Source organism: Duganella sp. HH101 (genome assembly GCF_001758795.1).
GTDB lineage: Bacteria > Pseudomonadota > Gammaproteobacteria > Burkholderiales > Burkholderiaceae_D > Rugamonas > Rugamonas rivuli.
On record NZ_LRON01000017.1, the window covers coordinates 1 to 26,236 of the forward strand.

General features: G+C 66.6%; 21 protein-coding genes. 11 read left to right on the forward strand and 10 right to left on the reverse strand.

Annotated elements, in window-relative coordinates; translation table 11 throughout:
• The 5 genes from DUGA2_RS23185 to DUGA2_RS23205 form a co-directional block, all read left to right on the forward strand.
• Positions 1 to 695, forward strand: a 695-nt coding sequence (locus tag DUGA2_RS23185; RefSeq protein ID WP_141753357.1) for a DUF3108 domain-containing protein, incomplete at its 5' end; no start/stop codon positions are given.
• Position 696: 1 nt separating this feature from the next.
• Complete coding sequence (locus DUGA2_RS23190; RefSeq protein ID WP_070271781.1) at positions 697 to 1,458, forward strand: DUF3108 domain-containing protein; 762 nt, start codon at positions 697 to 699, stop codon at positions 1,456 to 1,458.
• A gap of 159 nt (positions 1,459 to 1,617) precedes the next feature.
• On the forward strand, positions 1,618 to 2,973 hold the full coding sequence (locus DUGA2_RS23195) for a hypothetical protein (RefSeq protein WP_008444650.1): 1,356 nt from the start codon (positions 1,618 to 1,620) through the stop codon (positions 2,971 to 2,973).
• Entirely contained in the window at positions 2,966 to 3,694 is a 729-nt protein-coding gene (locus DUGA2_RS23200) for a hypothetical protein (protein ID WP_070271782.1), read from the forward strand. The genes DUGA2_RS23195 and DUGA2_RS23200 overlap by 8 nt, the downstream gene beginning before the upstream one ends.
• 3 nt (positions 3,695 to 3,697) lie before the next feature.
• Positions 3,698 to 6,532 carry an AAA family ATPase gene (locus DUGA2_RS23205; protein ID WP_070271783.1) on the forward strand — a complete coding sequence of 945 codons (2,835 nt, stop codon included), beginning with the start codon at positions 3,698 to 3,700 and terminating at the stop codon, positions 6,530 to 6,532.
• Between the two features lie 10 nt (positions 6,533 to 6,542).
• Here the strand turns inward: DUGA2_RS23205 and DUGA2_RS23210 are convergent, their stop codons facing one another.
• The 3 genes from DUGA2_RS23210 to DUGA2_RS23220 form a co-directional block, all read right to left on the reverse strand.
• Complete coding sequence (locus tag DUGA2_RS23210) at positions 6,543 to 7,058, reverse strand: hypothetical protein (protein WP_070271784.1); 516 nt, start codon at positions 7,056 to 7,058, stop codon at positions 6,543 to 6,545.
• 101 nt (positions 7,059 to 7,159) lie between these two features.
• On the reverse strand, positions 7,160 to 7,402 hold the full coding sequence (locus DUGA2_RS23215) for a helix-turn-helix transcriptional regulator (protein WP_008444654.1): 243 nt from the start codon (positions 7,400 to 7,402) through the stop codon (positions 7,160 to 7,162).
• Positions 7,402 to 7,923, reverse strand: a complete 522-nt coding sequence (locus DUGA2_RS23220) for a DUF2975 domain-containing protein (RefSeq protein WP_070271785.1) — start codon at positions 7,921 to 7,923, stop codon at positions 7,402 to 7,404. Before DUGA2_RS23220 ends, DUGA2_RS23215 begins: the two co-directional genes overlap by 1 nt.
• Before the next feature lie 80 nt (positions 7,924 to 8,003).
• Between DUGA2_RS23220 and DUGA2_RS23225 the strand changes: the two genes are divergently transcribed.
• Positions 8,004 to 8,837 carry an alpha/beta hydrolase gene (locus DUGA2_RS23225; RefSeq protein ID WP_070271786.1) on the forward strand — a complete coding sequence of 278 codons (834 nt, stop codon included), beginning with the start codon at positions 8,004 to 8,006 and terminating at the stop codon, positions 8,835 to 8,837.
• Position 8,838: 1 nt separating this feature from the next.
• Here the strand turns inward: DUGA2_RS23225 and DUGA2_RS23230 are convergent, their stop codons facing one another.
• Positions 8,839 to 9,372, reverse strand: a complete 534-nt coding sequence (locus DUGA2_RS23230) for a hypothetical protein (protein WP_070271787.1) — start codon at positions 9,370 to 9,372, stop codon at positions 8,839 to 8,841.
• 165 nt (positions 9,373 to 9,537) lie between these two features.
• On the opposite strand from DUGA2_RS23230, the gene DUGA2_RS23235 reads away from it, so the two are divergent.
• Positions 9,538 to 11,997 (forward strand): S9 family peptidase, encoded by a 2,460-nt coding sequence (locus tag DUGA2_RS23235; protein ID WP_070271788.1) that lies wholly within the window; start codon positions 9,538 to 9,540, stop codon positions 11,995 to 11,997.
• A gap of 156 nt (positions 11,998 to 12,153) precedes the next feature.
• On the opposite strand, the gene DUGA2_RS23240 is transcribed toward DUGA2_RS23235, so the two are convergent.
• Complete coding sequence (locus DUGA2_RS23240) at positions 12,154 to 16,707, reverse strand: translocation/assembly module TamB domain-containing protein (RefSeq protein WP_070271789.1); 4,554 nt, start codon at positions 16,705 to 16,707, stop codon at positions 12,154 to 12,156.
• Positions 16,707 to 18,569, reverse strand: coding sequence for an autotransporter assembly complex family protein (locus DUGA2_RS23245; protein WP_229214758.1), 1,863 nt, complete (start codon positions 18,567 to 18,569; stop codon positions 16,707 to 16,709). Before DUGA2_RS23245 ends, DUGA2_RS23240 begins: the two co-directional genes overlap by 1 nt.
• Before the next feature lie 106 nt (positions 18,570 to 18,675).
• On the opposite strand from DUGA2_RS23245, the gene queC reads away from it, so the two are divergent.
• Both queC and DUGA2_RS23255 read left to right on the forward strand, forming a co-directional pair.
• Positions 18,676 to 19,383, forward strand: coding sequence for a 7-cyano-7-deazaguanine synthase QueC (gene queC / locus DUGA2_RS23250; protein ID WP_070271791.1), 708 nt, complete (start codon positions 18,676 to 18,678; stop codon positions 19,381 to 19,383).
• Positions 19,384 to 22,425: a CHASE domain-containing protein gene (locus tag DUGA2_RS23255; RefSeq protein WP_070271792.1), complete on the forward strand. Its 3,042-nt coding sequence runs from the start codon at positions 19,384 to 19,386 to the stop codon at positions 22,423 to 22,425.
• 28 nt (positions 22,426 to 22,453) lie between these two features.
• Here the strand turns inward: DUGA2_RS23255 and DUGA2_RS23260 are convergent, their stop codons facing one another.
• The 4 genes from DUGA2_RS23260 to DUGA2_RS23270 all read right to left on the reverse strand — a co-directional run bounded on the left by DUGA2_RS23260 (position 22,454) and on the right by DUGA2_RS23270 (position 24,630).
• Positions 22,454 to 22,846 carry a hypothetical protein gene (locus DUGA2_RS23260; RefSeq protein ID WP_070271793.1) on the reverse strand — a complete coding sequence of 131 codons (393 nt, stop codon included), beginning with the start codon at positions 22,844 to 22,846 and terminating at the stop codon, positions 22,454 to 22,456.
• Positions 22,847 to 23,220: 374 nt separating this feature from the next.
• Positions 23,221 to 23,355, reverse strand: a complete 135-nt coding sequence (locus DUGA2_RS34845) for a hypothetical protein (protein ID WP_286162320.1) — start codon at positions 23,353 to 23,355, stop codon at positions 23,221 to 23,223.
• Positions 23,356 to 23,385: 30 nt separating this feature from the next.
• The gene (locus DUGA2_RS34575; protein ID WP_083296430.1) at positions 23,386 to 23,952 is read right to left on the reverse strand and encodes a PEPxxWA-CTERM sorting domain-containing protein; all 567 of its coding nucleotides are present in this window, start codon (positions 23,950 to 23,952) and stop codon (positions 23,386 to 23,388) included.
• A 15-nt stretch (positions 23,953 to 23,967) separates the two neighbouring features.
• Complete coding sequence (locus DUGA2_RS23270) at positions 23,968 to 24,630, reverse strand: PEP-CTERM sorting domain-containing protein (RefSeq protein ID WP_070271795.1); 663 nt, start codon at positions 24,628 to 24,630, stop codon at positions 23,968 to 23,970.
• 355 nt (positions 24,631 to 24,985) lie between these two features.
• Here DUGA2_RS23270 and DUGA2_RS23275 point away from each other — a divergent pair, with 355 nt between their 5' ends.
• Together DUGA2_RS23275 and DUGA2_RS23280 are read left to right on the forward strand one after the other, a co-directional pair.
• Entirely contained in the window at positions 24,986 to 25,486 is a 501-nt protein-coding gene (locus DUGA2_RS23275) for a hypothetical protein (protein WP_070271796.1), read from the forward strand.
• Between the two features lie 139 nt (positions 25,487 to 25,625).
• On the forward strand, positions 25,626 to 26,174 hold the full coding sequence (locus tag DUGA2_RS23280; protein WP_008444683.1) for an FxDxF family PEP-CTERM protein: 549 nt from the start codon (positions 25,626 to 25,628) through the stop codon (positions 26,172 to 26,174).
• Positions 26,175 to 26,236 lie beyond the last annotated feature (62 nt).

Consider the following 26,236-nt stretch of genomic DNA (forward strand, 5'->3'; position numbering starts at 1 on the left):
CGCCGCAGGGCATGCGCCGCTACAAGGTCAACTTGCCGCCGTCGGCCAGCTTCGACATGGACGTGGCCCGGGTCGACGCCGACGGCACCAAATGGACAGGGGCCGCCGCCATGGCATGGCATACTGACGGCAGCAATTACACGGCGTCGTTGGAGGCGGGCATCAGCCTGCTGGTGACGCGGGTGAACCTGCTGGTGATGCGCAGCAGCGGCACCATCGACGATTTCGGCATCGCTCCGGTCAGCGGCACGCAGAAGCGCGCGCGCCGCGCCGAGACGGCGACGCATTTCAACCGCGACGCCGGCACCATCACGTTTTCGGCGTCCGAGCGCAGCTACCCGCTGATGGTGGGGGCGCAGGACATGACGACGGTGCCGTTCCAGCTGGGCGGCATCGGCCGCGCCGACGTCAACCAGTTCAGCAGCGACATCGAGATGCAGGTCGGCGAGGACAAGGAAGCGAACATCTTCCGCTTCCAGCTGGTCGGCGAGGAAGAGCTGGAGACCAAGATGGGCAAGGTCGTGACCTGGCACCTGAGCCGGCCGCCGCGTCCCGGCAGCTACTCGTCGCGATTGGACGTATGGCTGGCGCCGGGCCTGAACTGGTACCCGATCCAGCTGCGCAATACCGAAGCAAGCGGCGCGCTGACGACGCAGACCGTATCCAAGATAACGATGACAGAATCCGGAAAATAATATGCATACATTCCCCACCGCGCGCCTGCTGGCCCTGGGCGCCGCCATCCTGTTCGGTTGCGCGGCCCACGCCGCCGCGCCGGACGCCGAACACCCGAGCGTCAAGCGCCCCTACAGCCTGCCGCCGTCGGCCGACCTGACATACACCATCAAGGCCAGGCAGCACGGCTTGAGCATAGGCGGCACCGCCACCGTGCAATGGCGCGCGGCCGACGGCAAATACCTGGTCGCCACCGAGAGCCGCGCCGCGCTGTTCGGCAAGATCCTGGAAAACCGCAGCGAAGGCCTGGTCGACGACTACGGCCTGGCGCCGGCCACCTTCTACGAAAAGCGCTTCCGCAAGGACCCGAGCAACACGGTGTTCAAGCGCGATGTCAAAACCATCGCCTTCAGCGAGGGCGACGAGAGCTACCCGCTCAAGGGCGGCGAGCAGGATCGCACCAGCATCCAGTGGCAGCTGGCGGCGCAGGCGCGCGCCGCGCCGGACAAGTTCAAGCCGGGCAGCGAGTGGAATTACTTCGTGGCCGGACGCCGCGACGCCGAGGTGTGGAGCTTCAAGGTGGTGAAGAGCGAGGTGGTGCAGGTCGGCGCGGGGGAGGTCAACGCGGTCCATCTGGTCAAGGCGCCGCCGCCGGATGCGCAGGGCCAGCAGGTCGACCTGTGGCTGGCGCCGACGATGGACTGGTACCCGGTGCGTGTGCGCTTCAACGACAACGACGGCGACTTCGTCGACCAGACACTGGAAAAGGCCGTGAAAAAGTAAGCTTAAAATCGGGGTCAGGTCTGACATTCGGACACGGTCTCTACCGTAATGCGCGCATTACGGTAGAGACCGTGTCCGAATGTCAGACCTGACCCCGGCTGGCTGTTATACTGACGCCCCCGCAATCTAGTCGTTGCGATGCGTACAGAATGGCAAAGAATGATAGAAATTATAACAAGTGAGCTGGATCAGCAACAGCAGCAGGACAGCCTGCAAGCCCACTTCCAGCCGAATATCTCGGCCGACGAGATCGAGCAGGTCTACCACCTGAAACGCGCGCAGCCGCTGCTGCAGGTGTTCACGGCGCTGTTCCACGGCGGCTTCGACGGCGTCCTGGTGCGCCTGCTGGTGCTGCGCGAGCTGGCGTCCGACGCCGCCTCGTCCACCTTCTCGCGCGCCGACATCAACACCCGCCTGGCCTACCTGCTGCCCGAATCGCTGGAAACGGCGCTGATGCGCCTGCGCACCAACCAGCTGCTGGCCTGGGACGCGCAGCAAGCCGTCTACCGCGTCACGCCAATGGCGCGCAACGTGCTGTCGGCCATCGACGGCCTGCTGGCCCTGGGCAAGGAAGAAGACACGGCCGACATGGGCTTCCTGCTGTCGCAGGTGGCCGGCGCCCAGGTGATGGGCGGCGTCACCGTCGAACAATTGAACCACCTGCTGGGCCGCCTGGTCGACCTGACCGAGGAATTCTCGGACGCCATCGCCTCCGGCTCCGAGTTCCGCCTGCGCGCCTCGCAGGCCAAGTGGCACACCGCCTGCGACTGGGTCGAGAAGGGCTCCGAGATCCTGCGCGCCATCCTGTCCGATGAAAACGCCGACGGCGCCACCCACAAGGCGGCGCAGGCCATCGGCCGCGCGCAATCGGCGCTGCTCAACATGCAGGGCATGTTCTCGCGCGCGCTCAACCAGATCGAGCGCCAGCGCGTGCACCTGGGCCAGTCCGGCCTGTCCACCACCGACATCAAGCGCTGGCTGCTGCTGCACGAAGACCTGGCCTCGCTGGCCGAAGGCGCGATCGACCAGCCGGTGGTGCCGCTGTTTATCACGCCGGCCGAGATGATCGACGTCGCCGAGACGGAGCTGCTGCAGGACCGCGCCGTCAGCGCCGTCGCCGGCGGCCTGCCCACCGGCCAGGATGCGCCGACCACCATCAGCGACGGCCCGCAGATGCAGCGCGAGCTGGACGACTGGCTGGCGCGCCTGTCCGACTTCGCCGCGCTGGGCAACTTCCCCAGCATCGCCGACGAAGGCCCGAAATCGATACCGGTGCAGGATTCGCTGCTGCCGGCCACCTTCGCCGTGGCCTCGTACCGCGCCTCGCTGCTGCCGCTGCTGGGCGACGCCGACGAGGCCCGCCTGCAAGGCGCCACCGCCGAACTGGCGCGCCTGCCGGTCAAGTTCGCACCCACCGACGAAATGATACAGCTGCCCGATTTGCACGTGGCGGCGATGTCCCTGGCCTCCCTCTCACTGTCTTTGAATACGGAAGGCGACAAGTCAGATGAATGACGATTCCCAAATCCTGATCGCGCGCCTGCTGACGCATCAAACCCTGCGCCGCGACGACAAGCTGGTCAAGCGCGTGCTGTCCGACGAATTGTTCCGCGCCGAAGTCGACGCGCGCCTGCTGGCCACCGGCCTCAAACTGCTGGACAACGTCTACGCCGACCACGTGACGATCGCGCTGCACCGCGCCATCGAGCCGAAGATCTTCGGCGCCCGCGACGTCTGGCAAAACAATAACTTCGGCCTGTCGCGCGACGGCGTGGCCCTGCTGGTGGTGCTGTGGGCGCAGATCATCCTGCCCAAGCGCGAGCGCCAGGAGACCCACCAGCACGCGGACGACGACCAGAACGACATGTTCGGCGTCGAGAAGCCGCTGCCGCGCGCGGAAGACACCTCGATCGGCATCGCCTACAAGGCGCTGCTGGCCGACTTCGGCGACAAGCTGGGCAAGAAGACCCGCCTGGACATGAACCTCGGCATCCTGGCCAAGCTGGGCTTCATCGAGCGCCGCGGCGACATCATCGTCGAAGGCCCGCTGCTGGATTTGATGATGGATACCGACCAGCTGAAAGAGCGCATCATCAACGGCGCCTTGGCCGACGTGTTCAAGCGCTCGCCGGCGCAGATCATCCCGGTGCCGCGCAGCGCGCCGCCGGTAGCCGCCAACGACGACGAGGCGGCCGAGGAAGCCGCCCCGGACTCCGAACTTCCAGCCGAGGACTAAGCCATGTTTCACATTAAATCGTTAGAGCTGGTCCACTGGGATTACTGGCAGCGCATCAAGAACATCCCGCTGGACGCCAAGATCATCACCATCGCGGGCCAGAACGGCTCCGGCAAGACCACCTTGCTGGACGCGCTGCGCACGCTGTTCGGCCTCGATTGCTCGATGGGCCGCACCTACAAGCACTACGCCCGCCACAGCGGCCAGCAGACCGCCTGGCTGCGCGCCGTGGTGGACAACAAGAACATCGGCAAGCAACTGTCTAACCGTCCGTTCCGCAGCTCCGGCTTCTTCAGCGACGACGAAGTCACGCTGTTCTGCCAGATCCAGAAGAACGGCGGCGACTGGAAGCGCCAGTACCTTATGCGTCCCGGTAACGTGCAGATCGAAGACATCGGCGAAGCCGGCAACGACTGGCTCGGCGTCGAGAACTACCGCAAGCGCCTCGCCAACGCCGGCCTGTCGCCGGCGATGGCGAAAGTGCTGGCGCTTGAGCAGGGCGAAACCGACAAGCTGTGCGAATACGCGCCGCGCCAGTTGCTGGACCTGGTGTTCCAGGTCTTCGGCGACAAGGAAGTGCTGGACGCCTATGACGAAGCCAAGCGCCACCAGCGCGACACCGAAATCGAACTGAAACGCTTCGAGTCCGAACTGGAAGCCTCCAAGACCAATCTGGAGGGCTTGCGCCTGCGCGTGGCCAACTACCACCAGTGGGAAGACCTGAACAAGGAACGCCGCAACCTGCAGGAAGAAGTGCTGCCGACGCTGGAGTACCACGAAGCGCGCGAGAAGCACGCTAACCTGAGCCGCCAGCTGCGCGATGCACGCAAGCCGCTGATGCAGGCCGACGCCCAGCTGACCGACAAGCGCAACGCGCTGGCCGCGCAGGCCAAGGCGCTGGCCGACGCGCAGCAGCACGAGACGGTGCTGGAGCAGGAATCGACCGCGCTGCAAAGCCGCCTGAATCAGATCAACGGCAAACTCAAGCCGCTCGACAGCCTGCTGGAACAGAAGGTCCGCCTGCAAAAGCTGGCCGACGACGCCGGCGGCGACCTGGCCGCGGTGGCGCAGCAGCTGCAGGAAAAGGAAATCGAGCTGGCCCGCCAGCGCATGGCGCGCGACGCCATCGCCACCAAGATCGCCGGCGAGCTGTCGACCATCGCCGCCTTGCAGGGCAAGACCGCGATGCCGGAACCGGAAGCGCAACGCGCCATGCGCCGCGCGCTGAACGACGCCGGCATCGGCCACGCCATGCTGTCCGACATCGTCGAAGTGACGGATGCGCGCTGGCAGGGCGCGATCGAAGGCGTGCTGGGTGGCTATGCCTCCGTGGTGCTGCTGGATAAATCGTCCGATGCGTCGGCCGCGTACCGCCTGGCGGAGAAGGAGCGCTATCGCCACTTCATCGTGCCGGACCTGGTGCATGCGCCGACCGTCAAGGACGACTCTCTGATGTCGGTGGTGAAGTTCTCGGCCAAGGTTCCGTCCTGGCTGGTGGAGCAGCTGTCGCGCATCACCCGCGTGGACACCGTCGATGCCGGCGCCAAGCTGGGCAGCCATGACGAGTGGATCACGCCGGACGCCTACCACCGCGAACGCCGCGGCGGCCGCTCGCTGTTCGTGGAAGCTTCGCGCTACCGCTTCGGTTCCGCCGGCCGCACGCAGCGTATGGAAGCGATCCAGAAATCGCTGCCGGCGCTGGAGGCGCAGGAAGATGCCCTGACCTTGATCGTGTCCAAGCTGGCGACCGAAATCAGTTCGCTGAAATCGCGCCTGGCCGGTGTGGACGCCGCCAAGGAACTGGCTGCGCGCCAGGAGGAGTTCGACGAGGCGGTGCGCAACTCGGTGCCGCTGAAGGCGGAACGCACCGAAGTCGGCACCCGCCTGGGGGAGCTGCAAACGCTGATCAAGAACGCCGTGGTCACGCGCACCCGCGCCGACACCACGTGGCAGAACGCGCGCTTTGCGTTGTCGGAATCGGAAGCCGGTCTGCGCCTGAACAACAAGCGCCAGATCGAGCAGCGCGCCGACCACGCGCGCGCCTTGCTCGCGCTGCGCAAAGCCTGGCGCCATCTGCCGAAGAGCTGGCGTCGTCCGGCGCGTCGCGCGGGCCTGGTCAGCGAGCACCAGAACTCGCACCAGGTGGTGTTGCGCGTCCATTCGTTGGAGGCCAGCCTGGCCCGCAGCGACTGGGAACTGGACGCCACCGTGATCGACCAGTACCAGCGCCTGAACGACCAGCTGCACGGCCGCCAGTCGGAAACCGAAGAGCGCCGCTACCAGAACAACCGCGCCATCGAAGCCACCGGCAACGCGCGCGGTGCTTACATGGAGCGGCTGCGCTACACCATCAAGACCTACTCCAAGAACATCAAGGAGCTGGGCGAGCTGGCGGGCATCGAGGTGCATTCCGATCCGGTGCGCCTGGAGAACGACGATACGCAGCTGGCGCAGGCCGGCCTGCACGTGCGCTTCAAGTTCGACGGCAAGGGCATCATCGGCATGAACGACGGCGAAGCGTCCGGCGGCCAGCAGGTGATGAAATCGCTGGTGCTGCTGATTGGCTTGCTGAAGTCGGAAGATGGTTCCGGCGGCTTCGTGTTCATCGATGAACCGTTTGCCCACCTGGATATCCGTAACATCCAGCTGGTCGGCGAATTCCTGAAGAACACCGATGCGCAGTACCTGATGACGACGCCGCTGACGCACAACACCGACGTCTACGATCCTTCGGAACTGACGCTCATCACGAGCAAGAAGAAGAAGGATACGGAGTGGGCGCAGCCTATCTTCGTGCTGCAGCGCCGTCCCGCCGCCGAGGTGGCGAAGGTGGCCTGAGGCCTAAGCTTCAGTTGAAACCCAGCAGCCGATCAAGCTGCAGGGCGAGGGCAGCGGCGGTGTCGCTGCCCTTTGCTTTTTGTACCGCCTCCAGATAGGGCGCGCGCAGCTGGCGCAGCTCGTCGACCGAGCTGGCTTTTTCCACCTTCAGCTGCAAGGTGAAACCGCGCAGGCCTATCGTGCTTTTGATGGTCTGGTTGTAGAACTGGTAGACGGACTGGAATTGCTGGACCTGCGTGGCGGCTGGCAGTTCGGGCGCCGGCTCCGGTTCCGGCGCCGGCGGCTCGGCCGGCGCTTCCGCCATCGACGCGTAACTGGTCGACAGCACGATGTATTCCCCCGCCAGCAGCTCGTGCACTGCGGCGATGGCCAGTCCCAGCCCCGCCACATTGCGCAGCAGTTCTTCCTCCGTACGACGGCCATCGATCAGCACCAGCAAGCTACGCAGACGCGGCGCAAGGCCGTCCCTGCGCGTCGCGATCTCTTCCCGGCCCTTGGCGGTCTTGTCGTAAATGGACGTATTCATAACAGTGCAAATAATTGCCGTACGGATACATCCAGCATATCACCAAATGTCACCGGCACCGCATGAAATACGATAGCACTGTCGCTAAAACGACGGCGTTCTTATAGCAGCTCGCCGGCGTCGTCTTTCGTCTCGCCGTCGTCCGGCTCCCAGCTCAGGATGTCGCCGGGCTGGCAGGCCAGCCGTTCGCAGATTTTCTCCAGCGTCGCAAAGCGGATGCCCTTCACCTTGCCGGACTTGAGCAGCGACAGATTCTGCTCGGTGATGCCGACATAGGCCGCCAGTTCGCGCGACTTCAGCTTGCGCTTGGCCAGCATCAGATCAAGGTTGATCAGGATCGCCATCAGACAAAGCCCTCGTTCTCTTCGCGCAGGCGGCGGCCTTCCTGCATCAGCCGCGTGATCAGGTAGAACATGCCGCACACCAGTATCAGCATCAGCTGCTCGGAATTGACGCCGACCGCGAAGTGCTGGCCGCCGTTGCCGCTCAGGCGTAGCGCCAGCGTGCGCACCGGCGGTTCGACGATGGACAGCAGGGTCGCCAGCAGCGTGGCGCCGGCGAAGGCGCGCAGGTGGCCGATGGACTGCGCGGTGAACAGCTCGCGGCGGCGGAAATTGAGCAGCAGCCGGTCCAGCCGCCACAGTCCCACAAACAGCACCAGCACGGCCGGCAGCGCCAGCGCCGCGCCGATCGCGCGCTGCGCGGCCGTCATCGCCAGCTTGGCGCCGAAGGGCAGGCCGATGGCGGTCATGTCGATGGTCACGGAGCCGATGCTGGGCGCATAGGTGGTCCACGCCAGCACGAAGAAGGCCGCTTGCACGGCTACGCACAGCCACAGCAGCGCGCGAATCAGGGTGATTTTCATATTTATCGTAATACAGTAAAAAATTATCGTTTTACATTAAAACTTTGTTGTAATATATTGTACATTCACTGGAGATAATTATGAAACTCATATTGGCGATGATGGCGGTTTTGTTGTCTGGATGCGCGATGCAGATCGGCGAGGGCAGCATCGTGCGGCCGGACCGCGCCGGCGCGGTGCCGCCTCCGGGCCGGCTCGGCGACGGCGGTGCGACCACCTACAAACTGGCGCCGCTGACGCTGGCGGCGGACGACGCGCAACTGGCCGGCGTCAGCGCCAGCGGCGACGGCAACGCGCTGACGGTGCTGTACTTCGGCGGCAACGGCTTCCACCTGGACCAGCATGGCGACCATGTGCTGGCCGCCGTCGCGCCGTGCCGCGCGGACGTGGTGATGATCGATTATCGCGGCTACGGCCGCAGCACCGGCGTGCCGACCATCGCCGCGCTGAAGGCCGACGCGCTGCGCGAGTTCGACCTGGTCAACGGGCAGGCGCCGGGCCGGGTGATCGTGCACGGGCAATCGCTGGGCAGCTTCATCGCCGCCTATGTGGCGCAGCAGCGCCCCGCCGTGCGCGGGCTGGTGCTGGAATCGACCACCACCAATGCGCGCGACTGGGCCAACAATATGATGCCGTGGTATGTGTGGCCGTTCGTGCGGGTGGAGCTGAGCGAGTCGCTGAAGGGGATAGACAACGTGGCGGCGGCGTCGGGCTATGCCGGGCCGGCGCTGGTGCTGGAGGGCAGCGACGACGATGTGACGCCGCCGCGCCTGGCGCAGAAGGTGTACGACGCCTTGCCGACGCCGTCCAAGCGCATGGTGATGGTGCCGGGCGCCGGACACAATGGCGTGCTGTCCAGCGCCGCGGTGCGGCCGGCCTACTGCGAGTTCGTGCGGCAGCTGGCGGCTAAATAGTTTATTTAATATCGAAGATATCGATAGGGCGCGGCACCGGTTTCTGGGTGCGGCGCCAGCGCAGCAGCAGCACGCTGTAGCAGGCGTAGAAGCCGCCCAGCAAACCAAACAGCACGGCCGTCAGCGGATTGCCGACAAAGTCGGGATCCAGCGGCAGGTGGTCGTGCATGTGCAGGTAGGCCTCGAACAGGCGGTAGATCAGGCGGCTGATGAACAGCATCGCCACCAGCAGGCCGAGACGGCGGTTGGGCGTGTAGAAGAAGCCCTCGGTCGTATTTTCAAGCCGGGTCAGTTGCATGTTGCGGTAGCCCAGCGCGGCGCCGAACGCGGCGCCCGCCACCAGCGCGCCGAAAGCCTCCCATTTGCCCAGCAGCGTCGCCGCCAGCACGCCCAGCATGCCGGACATCGCCACCGCCGCCAGGTAGTGGCGCCACAGTTCCGAGCGGGTCCGGCCCATCAGGCGCTTCAGGCGCGAGTAGATGCGCCAGATGGCCAGGGGCACCAGCAGCAACAGGACGATAGTAGGCATATCCATAAGCGATTCCAACGGCGAAATTCAAAGAACAGCGATTGTACGCCACTCCGCCTTCTCCCCACAGCGTTACAGATTGTCACCCAATATCCTGCATTGATTGACAATCACGGATAGCATAAGCAAACTGATCCGCAGCAGCCTCGCTTCTGGACCGAAAGGACTTCCATGAACAAACCGTTACCCCTGCTGCCCCTGAATCTGGGTTTGATGGCCGCCTCGCCGCAATCCGGCGCCCAGGAGGGCGGCTACCGCCTGCCGCCCGCCGCCCTGATGGAGATCGTCGACGCCCCGCGCGCGCCGGCCCTCAGCCTGAGCCCCCAACGCAACCTTGCCGCCGTGGTGCAGACGCCGCCGCTGCCCGGCATCGCCGAAGTGGCGCAGCCGGAGCTCAAGCTGGCCGGCCTGCGCATCAACCCGCGCACCTGTTCCTCTTCCCGCTTCGCCTTCGGCACCGATCTCGGCCTGCTCGATATCGCCACGCAGAAGGAAAGCCGCATCCGCGGGCTGCCGCGCGCGCTGCGCCTGGCGGACCTGGCCTGGTCGCCGGACCAGCGCTACCTGGCCTTCTCGCATGTGGCCTACAAGGGCGAGCGCGGCGCGGTGGAGCTGTGGCTGGTCGATATCGCCGCGCGCAAGGCGTCGCGCCTGTCGGCCCAGCCGCTGTCGGCGGTGCTGACGCGCGGCTTCAACTGGCTGCCCGACAGCAGCGGCCTGCTGGTGCATTGGCGTCCGTCCGGCATCGGCAAGGCCCCGGTTTCGGACGGCATCCCCACCGGTCCGATCCAGCAGGACAGCGACCCCGGTGGCGCGCTGCGCCAGCTGCGCACCTATCAGGACCTGCTGAAGAACGAGGCCGATGCGCGCCTGTTCGAATACTACGTGACGGTGCAGATGGCGCTGCTCGACCTGCACGGCAAGGGGCGGCCCATCGGCGAGCCGGGGCAGTTCTCGCGCACGTCGATCGCGCCGGGCGGCCAGTATCTGCTGACGCAAAGCGTGACCCGGCCTTACTCGTACATCGTGCCTGCTTCCAGTTTCGGCGAGCGGGTCGAGGTGCGCGATCTGCACGGCGCGGTGCTGCATACGGTGGCCTTGCTGCCGCTGGAGGAGGGCCTGCCGCCGGGGAATGACGCCGTGTCCGAAGGCGTGCGCCATGTGTCGTGGCGGGCCGACGCGCCGGCCACGCTGGTGTGGACCGAGGCGCAGGACGGCGGCGATCCGGCCCGTCCGGTGATCGACAACATCCGCGACCTGGTCTACCAGCACGCGGCGCCGTTCCGCGAACCGCCGCTGGTGCTGGCGCGGCTGACGATGCGCTACGCCGGCATCGCCTGGGGGCGCGGCGACGTCGCGCTGATCAACGAGCGCTGGCACAAGACGCGCGACTACAAGCAGTGGATGATACAGCCCGACCACCTGTCCGCGCCGCCGGAGCTGATCTACGCCGGTTCGTACGAAGACCGCTACAACAGCCCCGGTTCGCCGGTGATGCGGGCCGACGGCAGCGGCTTCCCGCGCCTGCTGATCGGGCCCGGCACCACCTTGCTGCTGGACGGCGCGGGCGCCACGCCGGAAGGCGACCGTCCCTTCATCGACCGCCTGAGCCTGACCACCAAGACCAAGGAGCGCCTGTTCCAGAGCGCCGCGCCGTATTTTGAGAACGTGGCGGCGGTGCTGAACGACGAAGGCACGCTGCTGCTGACGACGCGCGAATCGCCGACGGAACGGCCGAACTACTATCTGCGCGACCTGACGAAGCCGGAACACCGTCAGCTGACGGCGCTGACCAGCTACCCGCATCCGACGCCGCAGCTGAAGGACGTGCACAAGGAGCAGATCCGCTATCCGCGCAACGACGGCGTCGAGCTGACGGCCACGCTGATGCTGCCGCCCGGTTACGACGCCGTGCGCGACGGCCCGTTGCCGCTGCTGATGTGGGCCTATCCGCAGGAGTTCAAATCGGCCGGCGCGGCCAGCCAGACCACCGGTTCACCGTACCGTTTCAACGCGGTCAGCTACTGGGGGCCGGCGGCCTTCCTGGCGATGGGCTATGCGGTGCTGGACAATCCATCCTTCCCCATCGTCGGCGCGGGCGAGGAGGAGCCGAACGACAGCTATCTGCCGCAGCTGGTGGCGGACGCGCAGGCGGCGGTGGACGAGGTGGTGCGGCGCGGCGTGGCCGACCGCCATCGCATCGCCATCGGCGGCCATTCGTATGGCGCTTTCATGACGGGCAACCTGCTGGCGCATACGCGTTTGTTCAGGGCCGGCATCGCGCGCAGCGGCGCCTACAACCGCACGCTGACGCCGTTCGGCTTCCAGTCGGAGGAGCGGCCGTTCTGGCAGGCGCAGGCGGTGTACCAGGCCATGTCGCCGTTTAATAACGCCGACAAGATCAAGGATGCGATGCTGCTGATCCACGGCGCGGAGGACAGCAATACCGGCACCTTCCCCTTGCAGAGCGAGCGCATGTTCCAGGCCATCAAAGGCCTGGGCGGCACGGCGCGGCTGGTGATGCTGCCGAACGAATCGCACGCCTACCGCGCGCGCGAATCGATCCTGCACATGCTGTACGAGACCAATGCGTGGCTGGACAAGTACGTGAAACACGCCAAGCCGGCGTAGAATGGGGGCCTGACGATGACTGGAGTGCCGACCATGGATACAGTGACTTCCCACCGCGCCCCCGACCCCGTGCCGGTGGATGATCCGGCGCCGCCGGCCATCCCCCATCCGGCGCCGCAGGACGATCCGGTGCCGGACCATAACCCCAGCTAGGGCTTAATCGAAGGCCCAGGTGTAGAGCACGTCCAGCGCGTTGTTGGTGCCGGTCTGGAACTGCAGCGTGATGCGCGGGTTCAGCTTGTATTTGAGCTTGACCAGGCTGGTCGCCGTGCCCGCGCCCTGTTCAAAGTTCAGGTAGGCGCGCGACGACAGGCGCTTGCCCACCGTGACCACCGTGGTCTGCAAGCCGGTGGCCGCGCCGGCCGAGGTGCCTGCCGCCTGGCTCACGCCCAGTTCATCCACCCCCAATGCATTGGCCAGCTTGCCCTGGCCGCCGCCGAACAGCGCGCCCGCCGCTGCGCTGAGCAGCGCCATGTCGTTGCCGCCGGTGTTGTCGATGCCGTGGCCCAGCACCAGCCAGGCCAGCTTGTCGCTGTCCGACACGGACGGCGTCGACACCAGCTTGGCCACCGGCGCCAGCGCCGTCCCGCGCACTTCCACGCCCGCTTCCACATTGGTCTCGCTGAGCGCTTCGCCTTCCGGGCGGCGCCGCACGGCGAGGATGTTCAGGCCGGGGTTGTCGTAGGCGCCGGTGAAGTTGATCACGCCACGGTCGATCGCCAGCTTTTGTCCGTACGCCGCATAGGTGCCGTTGTCCACGCGGATGCTGCCGGTGACGCGCGGCGGCCGGCGGTCGGCCACGCGGATGCGCACCGCGCCCGCCAGCTGGGCGTCCAGGCCTTTGCCCTTCAGGTGGAAGGCGTCGCCGAGATCCGCTTCCAGGTCGATGTTGAGCGCCTGGCCTTGCGGCGTCTTGACCGGCGCCGCTCCCTTGCCGACGATGACCACGTCGTCGCTCAGCGTGGGCGTGTTCTCGCCGGCCAGTTCGATGCTGGCGCGGTCGGCGCGGAATTTGCCATCGAGCTGGAAGCGTTTGGCGTCGCGCACCAGCGTGCTTTGGCCGCTGATGACCAGGATGCGGTCCGGCCGCGCCAGCACTTCCAGTTTGTCGGCGCTGAGCTTGAGGTTCATGGTGGCTTCGTTGCCGGCGTAGCGTATCCAGCCGTCGGCCTGGGCGTGGCCCTCGGCGCCGTCGAAGGCCAGCTTTTGCAGTTGCAGCTGGTCGCCGGCGAGGCGCGCCTGCAACTGGCCGTTGCGCAGCTTGATGCCCTGGTCCAGCCAGTTCAGCACCAGCTTGTCGCCGCTGATGTCGCCGTTCAGTTGCGGCGCGCCGATGGTGCCGGCGCCGGTGACGGCCAGTTTCAGCGAGCCGTCGACCTCCAGTCCGGGCTGGCCGGCCAGCGGCGCCAGCCAGGCCAGCGAGCCCATATTGGCGCTGCCGTTCAGCGTGATGGCGCTGCTTTCGGCCAGGCGGCCGTCGTGCAGCTGGGCGGTGGCGTCGATGCGGGCCTGGCCGGCGCGGGCGCCGTCCAGGTTCAGTTGCAGGCGCAGCGTGCCATCGTTGACGTCGACGCGGCCGTCCAGCGTGCGCAGGCCGAGCGGTTGCGGCAGGTCGGCGCCGATGATGGTCAGGTCGCCCTGTTCGCGGTACACGTGCAGCATGCCGCCGAGGACGGGCGGGTTGCCTTTGCTGGCGGCCTGCAGGTTCAGGCCCCATTCGGCGCCGATCGTCATGCTGCTGCGGACGTTGTCGCGCCAGGCGTCGGAGAGCTGGGCCAGGTAGTTGACCGGCACGCCGGCCGCCATGCCCTTGCTGCTCCAGGCGGGGCCGGTTTTCGCCAGGCTGTCGATGCGGATGCTGCCGTCGGGGAGCTTGATGGTGGCGCTGCCCAGCGCGATCTGCTCGGGGTGCAGCAGACCGGCGACGCCGCTGCCTGCGGGGGCTGTCAGTTTCAGCTGCGCCGGGGCGGCCAGCGTGAGGGCGAAGCGGCCGCGGTTTTGCAGTGTGTCGATGGTGCCGGTCCAGGCGTCGTTGGCCCAGGAGCCCTTGACCCGCAAGGCGGCGTCGAAGTCGGCGTTGCTGGCGCTGACTTGCAGCACGTGGCCGCTGCGCGTGCCGCTGGTTTGCAGGCGGGCCTTGTCCAGCGTCAGGGCAGGGGAGACGTAGCGGGTGATTTCGATATCGCTGACCAGCGGCACGTCGGCGTAGAGGTCGGCGTCGGCGCCATTGCCGCTGCGTGCCGGCGTGGCGCGCGCGTTGGCGGCCGCTGCCGCCCGGCGGTTCTGCGTCGGTGCGGCGGCGATGGCGGGAGTCGCCGGCGTCGCGGAGGCGGCCATCGCGATGGTGCTGCCCAGCGTGGCGCTGCCGCGTATGGTGCCGATCTGCTGCTGGCCTGGTGCGCGCAGGTTGCTGCCGTCCAGCGTGAGCGCCAGCGCCGGCTTGGCGCTGGTGCCGGACAAGGTGCCGCTGGCGCGCAGTGCGCCCGCGAATTGCGGTCCCAGCGCGCCCAGTTGCGGCGCGTTGAGTTTCCATTCCAGCTTGTCGAGCGCGCTGCCGAAGCTGCCCTTGGCTTGCAGGCTGTTGGCCGCCAGCCGCAGGTCGATGTCGGCGTTGTTGATGCTGTTCTTGTCGGCGTTCAGTTTTGCGTAGCCGCTCAAGGGAGCGTTGGCGAAGGTTGACGGCTGCAAGGTCAGGTTCAGGCCTGCACGCCAGTCGGCGGCCAGGCGTGCGTCGGCGCTGAAGCCGGCGTTGATGGAGCCCGCCTGCGCCGCGCCGAATGCGGCGGGATTGAGGCGCTGTATGCTGCCGTTCATTTTCAGCTCGGGCGTTTTCTTCGCGCCGGCCAATGCGATGTCGCCGCTGGCGTGGATCAGGCTATCCGGCGCGGGACGCTTGGCGGAGGCCAGGCCGAGGCCCTTGGCGTCGGCTTCGAAGCTGGTGCGCGGCGCCTCCATGGTGCCGCTGACGATGCCGCTGGCGTTGACGGCGCCGATCAAGTCGGCGGCCAGCGCGGACAGCTGGCGTGCATCGATCTTCCAGCGCAGCTGCTCGCCCGCCGCGCCGAAGCTGCCGCTGATGTCGGCGGTGTTCTGCGCCATCGCCAGGTGGGCGTCGACGCCGCTGATGTGCTTTGCGTCGGCATTCAGCTTGCCGCTGCCGGATAAGGTCTGGCCTGCGAGCTTGCTGGCCTTGAGGTCGAAGCCTGCGGCGACCTGCCATGCGGGGGCGATGTGGCCGCTGGCGTTGATGTCGGCGTTCAGGTCGGCGATCGGCAGGGCCGGACCCAGTGCGGATGGGTCGAAATGTTCGGCGCGCAGTTTGGCGCTGAATTCCTGCTTGTCTTTCAGGCTGGCCTGGCCGGTGGCGGTGATGCTGCCTTTTTTCGCCAGCAGGCGGGCCTGGTGCAGTTGCAGCATGGCGTTGGCCAGCGTGGCTTGCAGGTCCAGGCGCAGGCCGTCTTGTGCGAGCTTGGCATCCAGCGTTTGTTTGGTGGGCGTGCTGGCCAGTGTGATGTCGCCGGCGACGGCGGTCTTGTTGATGCCGCTGTGGATGTTCTTCAGGTCGAAGCGGTCGGTGTGCAGCGTGAATTGCGCGGCGTCGATGCCGGCTTCGGGGCCGCTGCGCTTGACGTGGCCGCCGCCGGTGAAGCGTCCCGCCTGGCCCAGGTCGAGCACGACGTTTTCCAGCGTGGACGCGGTCAGCGTGCCGGCCAGCTTGCCGCTGAAGGTTTGCAGCGGCAGGCCTTGCTGGTCCAGTGGCGCGGCTTTGTCCTGGTTCTGCAGGGCGAATTGGCCGGAGAGTTTTTGGTCGGGCGCGATGACGGCGCTGAGTTTGAGGCTGAACTTCGCTTGCGGCCAGCCCGGATCGAAGCCGGCCGGATCGAGGTCGCGGCCGCTCAGGTCGAGCGCGCGCAGGATGACGGGATCGAACGGCGCCAGCGCGACGTTGGCGTTGCCGCTGGCGCCGTTGGCGCTGCCCTGGGCCTTCAACGTGATCAGCGCGAGATTGCCGCCGGCTTCCAGCGACAGCTGCGCGTTGCCGCCGGCCGCGGCGGCCGTGGCTTGCGCCAGCGAGGCCTTGCCTTGCAGCGCGAACGGCTTGTCGGCGCCTATGGTCAGGTCGGCCTTCACGTTGCCGAACGCCGTCTGCGCACTGGCGTCTTCCAGGTGCCAGTTGCGCTTGTCGCCGTACAGTTTGAAGCGCAGGCGTTCGATGACGTCGCTGCCGGTGGCGCTGCTCAAGGTCAGCTTGTCGAGCCGCGCGTCGGACAGGCTGAGACGGAAGGGCGCCGCCAGCGATGCCGGCATCTTGGCCGGCTCCGACGGGCCGAGGCTTTGCACCGTCAGCGCCGCCACATGCAGCTCGCTGATGGACAAGCCTTCCGAAAAATACTGCAACGGCGACCAGTTGATATCGATGTTGTCGGCCGTGATGACGCTGTCCTTGCTGCGGTACACCAGCCGGTCGATGTGCATGCGGTGGTACAGCGATCCGCTCACGCCGGTCACGGACACCTGCCCGCCGCTGGCGTTGGAGATGCGCTGCACCAGCTGCTGCAAGGTCGATTCGCGGCCCAGCAGCCAGAAGGCGCCGGCCAGCAGGGCCACCAGCACCGCCAGCGAAATCAGCACGCGGCGCGGCCAGCGGCGGCGGGCAGGTGTGGCGGCGTTTGGCGCGTCCGGCGTCGGATTGTCTTTGTTGTCAGCCATCAGAAGGTGAATCCCAGCGAGAAGTGCAAACGGTACTTGCGTACCGCGTGGCCGTAGGCGACGTCCACGTTGATCGGTCCGACCGGGCTTTTCCAGCGGCCGCCGGCGCCGTAGCCGGATTTAGGATGCAGCGCATTGAAGGTGTCGCCCGCATTGCCGGCGTCGTAGAACACCGCCGCGCCGTACGTGGGCTTGAACCAGTACTGGAATTCGGCGCTGCCGGTGGCCAGGTAGCGGCCGCCCGTGATGGCGTCGCCTTCGCGCACGCCCAGCTCCTGGAAGGCGTAGCCGCGCACCGACTGGTCGCCGCCGGCGCGGAACAGGTACACCGCCGGCACGCCGACCTTGTCGCGCGAGGCCAGGCCGCCCAATTCGGCGCGCAGTACCAGGTTGGTGCTGGTGGTCAGCGGCCGGTACCACACGCCGCGCGCATAGCCGCGCACGAAGGCCTGGTCGGTCAGGATGGGCAGCAGCGCGCCGCCCAGCTGCGCGTTGAGCGCGTAGCCCCTGGTCGGGAACAGCAGGTTGTCCAGCTTGCGCCAGGTGACGCCGTAGGTCAGCGGCAAACTCTTGCTGGTGCTGGACGGGATGCCGTCCAGCGTCCTGGTCTCGGTCAGCAGCTCCAGCGACAGGCTGCGTTCCAGCAGCGGCGTGCCCCAGGCGCGCTTGCCGGCCACGCTGGCCACGCTGGTGACTTCGCCCGAGATGTCGCTGCGTTCGAAGGAGGCGCCGAAGCTGTCGTTGTAGCCGTCCGCCGTGGTGGGGAAGTAGAAGTCGCTGCGCGCGGTCTGCTTCTTGGTTTCCAGCGTCAGCGCGCTTTTCATGCGCAGGCCGAACACCGACAGGTCGTCGTAGGTCAGCGAGGCGCGGTTGCCGGTGTTGGTGCTGAAACCCAGGCCGGCGCTGACGTTGCGGCGCTTGTTCTCGGTCACGCGCACCAGCAGCGGCAGCGGCGCCATGGCCGCTTCGGCGTTCTGCGCCGGGGTGGCGGCGGCCGCGTCGAGCTGCTCGTTGAGGATGGCGCCCATGTCGGCGCTCACTTCGACGCTGCTGAAATAGCCGGTGTCCTGCAGGCGCGATTGATACGATTGCAGCGCCGCTTCGCTGTAGTAGTCGCCGGCGTGGATCGGGTTCAGGTTGCGGACGATGGCGGCCGGATAGCGCTTCAGGCCTTCGATGCGCAGTTCGCCGAAGCGCAGCTCCGGGCCGCTGTCGAGCACCACGCGCAGCGCGGCCAGGTGCTGCTCCGGGTCCACCGTGGCCTGGCTGTCGGTCAGTTGCGCGCGCGGGTAGCGCGTCTGCACCACCTGGCGCAGCAGGCCGCGCTTGGCCTGTTCCCAGTCGGTCTGGCGGAACACTTCGCCTTTTTTCAGCGTCCATCCGGCCTTCAGTTTGGCGGTGTCGAACTGCTGGTCGGCCGGCAGGCCGGGCGTCGGCGCGAAGCCTTCCAGCACCAGGTCGATGTCGCCGACCCGCACCGGCTCGCCCGGCTGCACGCTGATCTCGACCTTGGGCGTTTCGCCGTCCCGGTCGAGCTTGGCGCTGACGACCGGCGAGTAGTAGCCGTCGGTGGCCACCAGCGTGCGGATCTGCTCGGGCGCGGCGCGCACCAGGCGCAGCAGCTGCTCGCGGTCCATGCGCGGATTGTCACGAAAGCGCAGCAGGTCCAGGTTTTGTTGCAGCAGTTCCTCCAGCGGGCCGGGGGCTGCGATGTGGACGTCGTACTTCAGGGCCTGGGCGGCGGCGGGGGCGGCCAGGGCGGCCGTGACGCCGGCCGCCGCCAGGCAGGCGGATACTTTTGCCACAACTTGTGCCAAAATTCGTGATCCTGCCAATTTTTTTGCTGGCAATGCCGGTAACATGAGACTCCATCAGGGTGTACGCTGACAGTCATGTTACCGGATTGCCTCAAAAGATGGCGTACTAATAACGTTGCAACACCCTGCACGCCCTTGAAAGAACAAAGCAATGCTGCCTACCGATTCCGCCCTGGTCCTGTTTAGCGGTGGCCAAGATTCCACCACCTGCCTGGCCTGGGCGCTGAAGCACTACGCGCGCGTGGAGACCATCGGCTTCGACTACGGCCAGCGCCACGCCGTCGAGCTGACCGTGCGCCCGTCCGTGATTGCCAGCCTGCGCGCCCACTCGCCCGAGTGGAACGCCAGGCTGGGCGAAGACCACATGATCGACCTGTCGCTGATCTCCGAGATTTCGCAGACCGCGATGACGCACGATATCGCCATCGAGACCCAGGCCAACGGCTTGCCGAACACCTTCGTCCCCGGCCGCAACCTGCTGTTCATGACGGTGGCCGCCACCGTGGCTTATCGCCGCGGCCTGACGGTGCTGGTCGGCGGCATGTGCGAGACCGATTTCTCCGGCTACCCGGACTGCCGCGACGACACCATGAAGGCGCTGCAAGTGGCGCTCAACCTGGGCATGGACACCCGCCTCAAGCTGGAAACCCCGCTGATGTGGCGCGACAAGCGCCAGACCTGGGAGCTGGCGCAGGAGCTGGGCGGCCAGGCGCTGGTCGACCTGATCCGCGACGGCACCCACACCTGCTACCTGGGCGAGCGCGGCGCGCTGCACGACTGGGGCTATGGCTGCGGCACCTGCCCGGCGTGCGCGCTGCGCGCGCGCGGCTACCGCCAGTTCGCGGGTAGCGAGGTGTAAATGGCCGCCGGCGCCCGGGTCAGGCTGCGCCGGTTGTTGCCAGGGCTGCTCACGCCGGGCGTGCTGACGGTGGCGGTGCTGGCGGGCTGCCTGGGCGCCACCGCCGTGCTGTGGCAGGGCGCGCGCCAGGACGCCGAACACGATGCCCGGGTCGATTTCGACAGCCGTGTGCGCGAACTGGTCAACAATCTCGACCAGCGCATGCAGACCTATATGCAGGTGCTGTACGGTGTGCAGGGCCTGTTCGTCAGCTCCGCCGAGGTCGACCGCGACGAATTCCGCACCTATCTGGCCGGGCAGAACCTGAACCAGCATTTCCCCGGCATCCAGGGCGTCGGCTACATGGCGCTGGTGACGCCGGCGCAGCTCGCGGGCCACGAGCGCGCGCTGCGCCAGGGCGGCTATCCCGCCTACCGCATCCGGCCCGGCGGCGAGCGCGCCTGGTACGCGCCCATCGTCTATCTCGAACCCTTCAGCGACAACAATCAACGCGCCTTCGGCTTCGACGCCGCCTCGGAGGCGGTGCGGCGCGGCGCGCTGGAGCAGGCGCGCGATTCGGGCCTGCCCGCCGTCAGCGGCAAGATACGGCTGGTGCAGGAGCATGTCGAGCCGGCCCAGTCGGGTTTCCTGATGCTGCTGCCGCTGTACCGCCACGGGCAGCCGGCCGATACCGTGGCCGCGCGCCGCGCCGCCATCGCCGGCTGGGTGTATGCGCCGTTCCGCGTCGGCGACCTGATGGCGGGGCTGGGCGGCCCGCGCGCCGCCGCGCTGGACGTGGAGATCTACGACGGCGTGGCGCTGGCCGAGCCGGCGCGCATGTACGACAGCCATCCCGCGATCGGCGCGCAGGCGCGCGGCAGCGTCCAGCAGATCAGCGTCGGCGGCCATCTGTGGACGCTGCGCATCAGCGCCGTGCCCGGCTTTGCCGCGCTGCCGGACAAGGCGGCGCCGATCGCCGTGGCCGGTACGCTGCTGAGCGCGCTGCTGGCCGGCCTGACCTGGCTGCTGGCGCGCGGCCGCTTGCGGGCCCGCGCCGCGCTGGCGCGCGCCGAGGTGCTGGCCGGCGAGCTGCAGGAAGGCCAGTCCACGCTGCTGGTGCTGGCCGACGGCGCCCAGCGCAGCCAGGCCATGTTGCGCAGCATCCTGGACTCCACCGTCGACGGCATCCTGGTCGACAATCTGCAGGGCGGCGTGCTCAACGCCAACCGCCGCTTCCGCGAGTTGTGGAACCTGCCCGAGCAGCTGGACTGGCAGGCCGACGGCGCCGCGCTGATGGCGCACATGGCGCGGCAGATGCTGCATCCGGACCAGGCCATGCAGCTGTCGTCGCCGCCGTTGCCGCCGCCGGGCCTGCAAGGCAGCAGCCAGCTGGAACTGCTGCGCCTGAGGGATGGCCGCGTGCTGGAGCAGCACACGCGCCGCCTGCAGCTGGGCAGCGAGCCGGCGCGGCTGTGGTCGTTCCGCGATATCACCGAGCGCACCCAGGGCGAGCAGCGCGAGCAGACCCGGCGCCAGGTGCTGGAACTGCTGGCCACCGGCGCGCCGTTGCAAACCATCCTGGAAAGCGTGGTGCACGGCGTCGAGGCGGGCAACGCGGACATGTTGTGCAGCATCCTGCTGCTCGACGAAGCGGGCGAGCACCTGCTGGTCGGCGCCGCGCCCAGCCTGCCGGCCTTCTTCAACGCCGCCGTGCACGGCCATGCCATCGACCGCGGCCAGGGCGCCTGCGCCCAGGCGGTGCTGACGCGCAGCCGCGTGATCGTCGAGGACATCCGCAACGCCCCGGCCTGGGCCGAGTACCGCGACCTGGCCCTGCGGGCGCGGCTCGGTTCGTGCTGGTCCGATCCGATCTTCGGCGCCGCCGGCAATGTGCTGGGCGCTTTTGCCATCTACCACCGCGATGCGCGCCTGCCCAGCCCGGCCAACATGGCGCTGATCGAACAGGCCGCGCGGCTGGCCGGCATCGCCATCGAGCAGGCCCGGGCGACGGTGGCGCTGCGCGCCGGCGAGGCCCGCTTCCGCAGCCTGTACGACCATGCGCCGGTGGCGCTGTGGGAGCAGGACTGGTCGGGCGTGCGCGCGGCATTGGCCGAGCTGGAGCTGTCCGGCATCGACGACCTGGGCCGCTATCTGCAGGCCAACGCCAGCCAGTTGCGGCGTCTGGCCGGGCTGGTGCGCATCGTCGACGCCAACGCCGCCGCGCTGGCGCAGGTGGGCGCGGCGGCGGGGCGCAAGGATCTTTCACAGCTGAGCCTGGCGCAAAACTTCGACCAGGCCGCCATGCCCAGCTTTGCGCTGGCGCTGACCGCGCTGGCGCAGGGCCAGCACTTCTTCGCCTGCGAAGCGAGCTTCGAGCGGCTCGACGGCGTGGCCCGGCTCAACGAGCTGACGCTGCTGGTGATGCCGGGCCATACGCACAGCCTCGATTTCGTCATCGTCTCGACGCTGGACGTGACCGAGCGGCGCCGCATGGACGACGAGCTGCGCCTGCTGGCCACCACCGATTTCCTCACCGGCTTGCCGAACCGGCGCGAGTTCATGCGCCGCCTGGAGGACGAGCACGGCCGCGTGCGGCGCGACGTCGAAGCCTGCGCCACGGTGCTGCTGCTCGATGTCGACCACTTCAAGCGCATCAACGACGAGCACGGCCACGCGGCCGGCGACGCCGTGCTGCGCCAGCTGGGCGCGCTGATGCGCGACGGCCAGCGCAAGATCGACATGCTGGGCCGCATCGGCGGCGAGGAATTCGCGGTGCTGTTGCCGGGCACGCCGCTGGACGCGGGGGCGGTGTTTGCCGAGCGCCTGCGCCAGCGCGTGGCCGAGGCGGCGATGCGGCTCGACGGCGGCGTGCTGCTGACGGTGACGGTGACGGTGAGTATCGGGATCGCCGCGATGGGCAGGGCGGACAGCGGCGGCGATGTGGCGTTGCGGCGGGCCGATCAGGCGCTGTACTGTGCCAAGCGCGGCGGCCGCAACCGGGTGGAACTGCTCGATGTCGAGGCGGATCGGCCGGGAGTTCAGGTCCCGGCCGCTTCCGATTGAAACGGGTGGTGCGGGGTGCGGGCGGGTATCAGACCGCGTGTTCCAGCGCCGCGTGCTGGTGTTGCTTGCGGCTGCGCTTGCGGAAGATCCAGTAGAGGCCGACCGGGATCAGCAGCGGCAGCAGCAGGGGCGAGACGGCCGCCGCGACCACCACCGCCAGCAGCACCATGCCGCTGATCATCAGGATGCCGAGGCCGGCGAACAGCACGCCGACGAACACGGCCGCGCAGGCGATGGCCACGGTGGCGATCAGCAGGCCGCCGCCGGCAAACACGGTGCCGAGCAGGAAGCCCAGCGGGCCGTCGATCTCGTCGCCGTCGATGTTGACGTACATGCCGTCACCGAAGATAGCCTGCCATGCGGAGACTGCCAGCAGGGTGACGAAGGCTGCGAATACCAGTTTTTTAGCGGTGATTTTCATGGCTGACCTCGGTGGTTAGGGTGGTTCTGTTCTTCTTTTGCCGTTTGGCATGGTTGAACTTTACCGGGCGCGCCCCGCGCCAGCCAGCGGATTGCGACAGACCGGCAAATTGGCGGGATGGAATGCGATCCAGGCGCGACGAGCGGGGAATGTTCCTTGATTTAAAGTTATCCCTGCCTATACTGATAACCTGACCAGTGCAGGGAGGGCTTTAACATGGTTTGGCTAGAATTGAGCGAGGGTCAATCGATATCCTCGGTGTGCAAGCGGAGACAGCGCCAGCGTAGCGCCCAGCGTCTTTCCGGCGGAGGACCCAAGGGGCCGCCATCGGCGCCGCCGACAATACCGCCTATCATCATTACGCCGTTCAGCTATCAGATGCCGGAGCCGGCCATCGATCCGCGCATCACGCCGCTGCGGCCGCCCATCATGCCGCCGCCGCGGCCTTGCATCTCGTGCTGACCGTCGCCGCTTGATCGCCCCGGCGCCAGACGAAAAAAAGCCCGCATGATGCGGGCTTTTGCGCTGGCCGGGGGCGTTCAGGCGCGGGCGCGGCGGCGGGCGAGAACGCCCACCAGGCCCAGTCCTGCCAGCATCATGGCGTAGGTTTCCGGTTCCGGCACCGGCGGCGTGTACACGCTCAGCTTGTACAGGCCGGCGTTCGAACTGGCCTGCAGGTGGGTGAAGAACTTGTCGACGCCGCTGCCGGCGTTGAATTCGTAGAACGCCGTGCCGTTGCCCGGACCACCGGTGCCGTTGCCGAAGTGCATGGCGACGATGACGTCGCCGGTCAGCATGTGGGCGAAGTCGTAGGTCGTGACGTGGGTCGAGGGATTCATGGCGACGTTGATCGACTCGATCGGCGCCCCGCTCTGGCCGGGGAAGGCGAATTTCGTCGACAGGATGTTTCTCACCGCCAGCGTGTCCGCCGGCGAATCGTTGATCATGTTGCCGGCGACATAGCCGTAGCATTTCGATACCGTCACGCCGGGGATGTCAAAGTAGATATCGGTCAGGCTGCAGTCGGCCAGCGAGGCGCTGGCCGATGCGAAGCCGGATACGGCGAACATGGCGGCGGCTGCTATTTTTGGAAACAGTGTTTTCATGTCGAGGATCCCGGTCTAATAAAAGCGTGGCGTGGCCTGGTTGTTCTTGCGGCGGCTGGCGAAGCCCAGCAGGCCGAGGCCGGTCAACAACATGGCGTAGGTGCCTGGTTCAGGGACGGCGGCCGCGAGGTAGGAGTGGTTGTCCGACTCGAAGGCGTTCTGGTTGGCCGAGAACGTGACCTTGGTGATGTGCGTGCCGCTGTCGGTGAAGAAGTTCATGTAGAAGCCGACTTGTTGGTTGCCGTTGGCCATCAGGCTGGCGGCGCCCGCCATCGCGATGCCGTTAATCTGCAGCACCATGGTGTTGCCGCTGTACATGGTCACGATGTTGTAGTCGTCGGGCGAACCCATGTAGTAACCGAAATAGTCGACGCCGTTGCCGCCGAAGGTGACGCTGGACGACGAGGGCTGGCCGTTGCTGATGCCGACCGAGAAGAAGGCGGTCGGGTCGCCCGGCGGCTGGGCCGCGTAGCCGGGATTGCCCGGCGAAGGGATCAGTGCGCCCAACTGGTCGTAGGTGGCGAAACCGACCGGCAGCAGGCCGTCGTCGAAGGTATTGGTGGTGACGCCGCCGACCCCGGAGGTAGGGCCGACCGAGGCGTTGTAGGTGACACCGGCGCTGGCGCTGAAAGCTGCGCCCGCAAGGCCGATGGCCAGCAAGGTTCTGGAAATAGACATTTGGACGTTCCTTATATGCGGTCGGTGAACGATTGCACCGGACTTTCACTTTTGTTAATGACTGGAAACTGGTGATTCAAAATTGATAATAGTCATATTTCTTTGTCCATGCTCATTGAGATTTAGAGTGTTTCGTCGGTTTTTGTGTATTTTGACGTGCAACTGTGACTCCGGCGAGCGGTTTGCCTATGGCTGGGGCGGGTCATGTCGGAGATGTCAAAAGCACAAGTGCTGTTGTGTTTAATACACAGCCTTGAGCTGAGGGATGTCGCACCGTTGCTGACTTTCTATTGTTGTTACGGGGCGGGCCGCTTATTATTTCACCCCAGCCAACTTTTCAGCACGAGCCATCCGCATGAGCGCAGACTACCCCGATACAGACGAGCAGCACGACGACGACGCCCCGATCCAGGAGGCACGCGTATGGCAGGGGAATGGCTGGACCGCGCGCGTCATCAAGAACGATGACGACGAGGGTTGGGCGGTGGCAATGATCAAGGATGGCGAGCCGGAGCCGGCGCTGGTCGGCCCGTGGACCATGGGCCGCGACAAGAAGAATCCCAAGCCGCTGGACGTCAACGCCTTCAACACCCTGGTCAAGACCGCCAACGAGGTGATCCGCCGCCACGAGCAGCAGTTGCATGCGCAGTTGCACAAGAATGTGTTCGTCAGTACCGATGACGGCCAGATCAAGGTCAACCTGGACATCGTGCCGGACGAGGACGACGCCTACGCCACCCTGACCGCCTTCGACCAGTACGGCGAGGAGCTGGCCCAAGTGCGGGTGGCCCCGACCTTCAAGCTGAGCGTGACCAGCGCCTCGGCCTGGATAGACAGTGGCTATCGAAAACCATAGTTTCTTGCGACATGTGTTCTTTACTGGAATTAAGATTTCATTAAGTAAAGGTGTAAGCGAATGTAACTTTCAATTGTGCGAGGCCTGCCAGAACTGATGAGGCTGATACATTTTGATCTCTTTTTTTTAGGAGATTCTTATGACTAAACTCAAAGCCTTGGCTGGCGCTTTCGTGCTAGGCAGTGCCGCCCTGCTGTCGCAAAGCGCGATGGCCGCAGACATCAGCAATCCGGACGCTCCGCTCGATCTGAGCACCGGTTCCGATTTCTTCGGTCATTTCATCACCGGCAACAACGCCGGCAACACCTTCTCCGACCGTTACACCTTCACCCTGACCGGCGACAGCATCCTGACCTCGGATCTGTCCTCGTTCTCGGGTAACGCCAAAAACGGTCTGGACATCACCAGCCTGGGCCTGTTCAACGCGAACGGCCTGGTGCTCAAGGGTACCCAGGTATCGACCGGCGAGATCGACGTCTGGACGCTGTCCTCGGCCACCCTGTCCGCTGGCCAGTACTTCCTGCAGATCAGCGGCACCGTGATGTCGAAAGCTGCCGGCGTGTACTCGGCCGGCGCCACCGTTTCGGCCGTGCCGGAACCGGCGACCTACGGCATGATGCTGGGCGGCCTGGCGCTGGTCGGCGCCGTCGCTGCACGCCGCAAGTCCAAGCAAGACGACGCCGCGTAAGCGACGTCGCGCTACACCAGGACAGCCAGGCCGTTCCGACGGCCTGGCTGTTTTTGTTTCTG

Bases quoted from the DNA above. Each gene is read 5' to 3' on its own strand.
- DUGA2_RS23245 (WP_229214758.1), bottom strand. From the start codon at position 18,569: ATGTTACCGGCATTGCCAGCAAAAAAATTGGCAGGATCACGAATTTTG.
- DUGA2_RS23190 (WP_070271781.1), top strand. From the start codon at position 697: ATGCATACATTCCCCACCGCGCGCCTGCTGGCCCTGGGCGCCGCCATC.
- DUGA2_RS23270 (WP_070271795.1), bottom strand. From the start codon at position 24,630: ATGTCTATTTCCAGAACCTTGCTGGCCATCGGCCTTGCGGGCGCAGCT.
- DUGA2_RS23275 (WP_070271796.1), top strand. From the start codon at position 24,986: ATGAGCGCAGACTACCCCGATACAGACGAGCAGCACGACGACGACGCC.
- DUGA2_RS23280 (WP_008444683.1), top strand. From the start codon at position 25,626: ATGACTAAACTCAAAGCCTTGGCTGGCGCTTTCGTGCTAGGCAGTGCC.
- DUGA2_RS23210 (WP_070271784.1), bottom strand. From the start codon at position 7,058: ATGAATACGTCCATTTACGACAAGACCGCCAAGGGCCGGGAAGAGATC.
- DUGA2_RS23220 (WP_070271785.1), bottom strand. From the start codon at position 7,923: ATGAAAATCACCCTGATTCGCGCGCTGCTGTGGCTGTGCGTAGCCGTG.
- DUGA2_RS23235 (WP_070271788.1), top strand. From the start codon at position 9,538: ATGAACAAACCGTTACCCCTGCTGCCCCTGAATCTGGGTTTGATGGCC.
- DUGA2_RS34845 (WP_286162320.1), bottom strand. From the start codon at position 23,355: ATGCGGGCTTTTTTTCGTCTGGCGCCGGGGCGATCAAGCGGCGACGGT.
- DUGA2_RS23215 (WP_008444654.1), bottom strand. From the start codon at position 7,402: ATGGCGATCCTGATCAACCTTGATCTGATGCTGGCCAAGCGCAAGCTG.
- DUGA2_RS23225 (WP_070271786.1), top strand. From the start codon at position 8,004: ATGAAACTCATATTGGCGATGATGGCGGTTTTGTTGTCTGGATGCGCG.
- DUGA2_RS23260 (WP_070271793.1), bottom strand. From the start codon at position 22,846: ATGAAAATCACCGCTAAAAAACTGGTATTCGCAGCCTTCGTCACCCTG.
- DUGA2_RS23255 (WP_070271792.1), top strand. From the start codon at position 19,384: ATGGCCGCCGGCGCCCGGGTCAGGCTGCGCCGGTTGTTGCCAGGGCTG.
- DUGA2_RS23205 (WP_070271783.1), top strand. From the start codon at position 3,698: ATGTTTCACATTAAATCGTTAGAGCTGGTCCACTGGGATTACTGGCAG.
- DUGA2_RS23195 (WP_008444650.1), top strand. From the start codon at position 1,618: ATGATAGAAATTATAACAAGTGAGCTGGATCAGCAACAGCAGCAGGAC.
- DUGA2_RS34575 (WP_083296430.1), bottom strand. From the start codon at position 23,952: ATGAAAACACTGTTTCCAAAAATAGCAGCCGCCGCCATGTTCGCCGTA.
- DUGA2_RS23240 (WP_070271789.1), bottom strand. From the start codon at position 16,707: ATGGCTGACAACAAAGACAATCCGACGCCGGACGCGCCAAACGCCGCC.
- DUGA2_RS23200 (WP_070271782.1), top strand. From the start codon at position 2,966: ATGAATGACGATTCCCAAATCCTGATCGCGCGCCTGCTGACGCATCAA.
- DUGA2_RS23230 (WP_070271787.1), bottom strand. From the start codon at position 9,372: ATGGATATGCCTACTATCGTCCTGTTGCTGCTGGTGCCCCTGGCCATC.
- queC (WP_070271791.1), top strand. From the start codon at position 18,676: ATGCTGCCTACCGATTCCGCCCTGGTCCTGTTTAGCGGTGGCCAAGAT.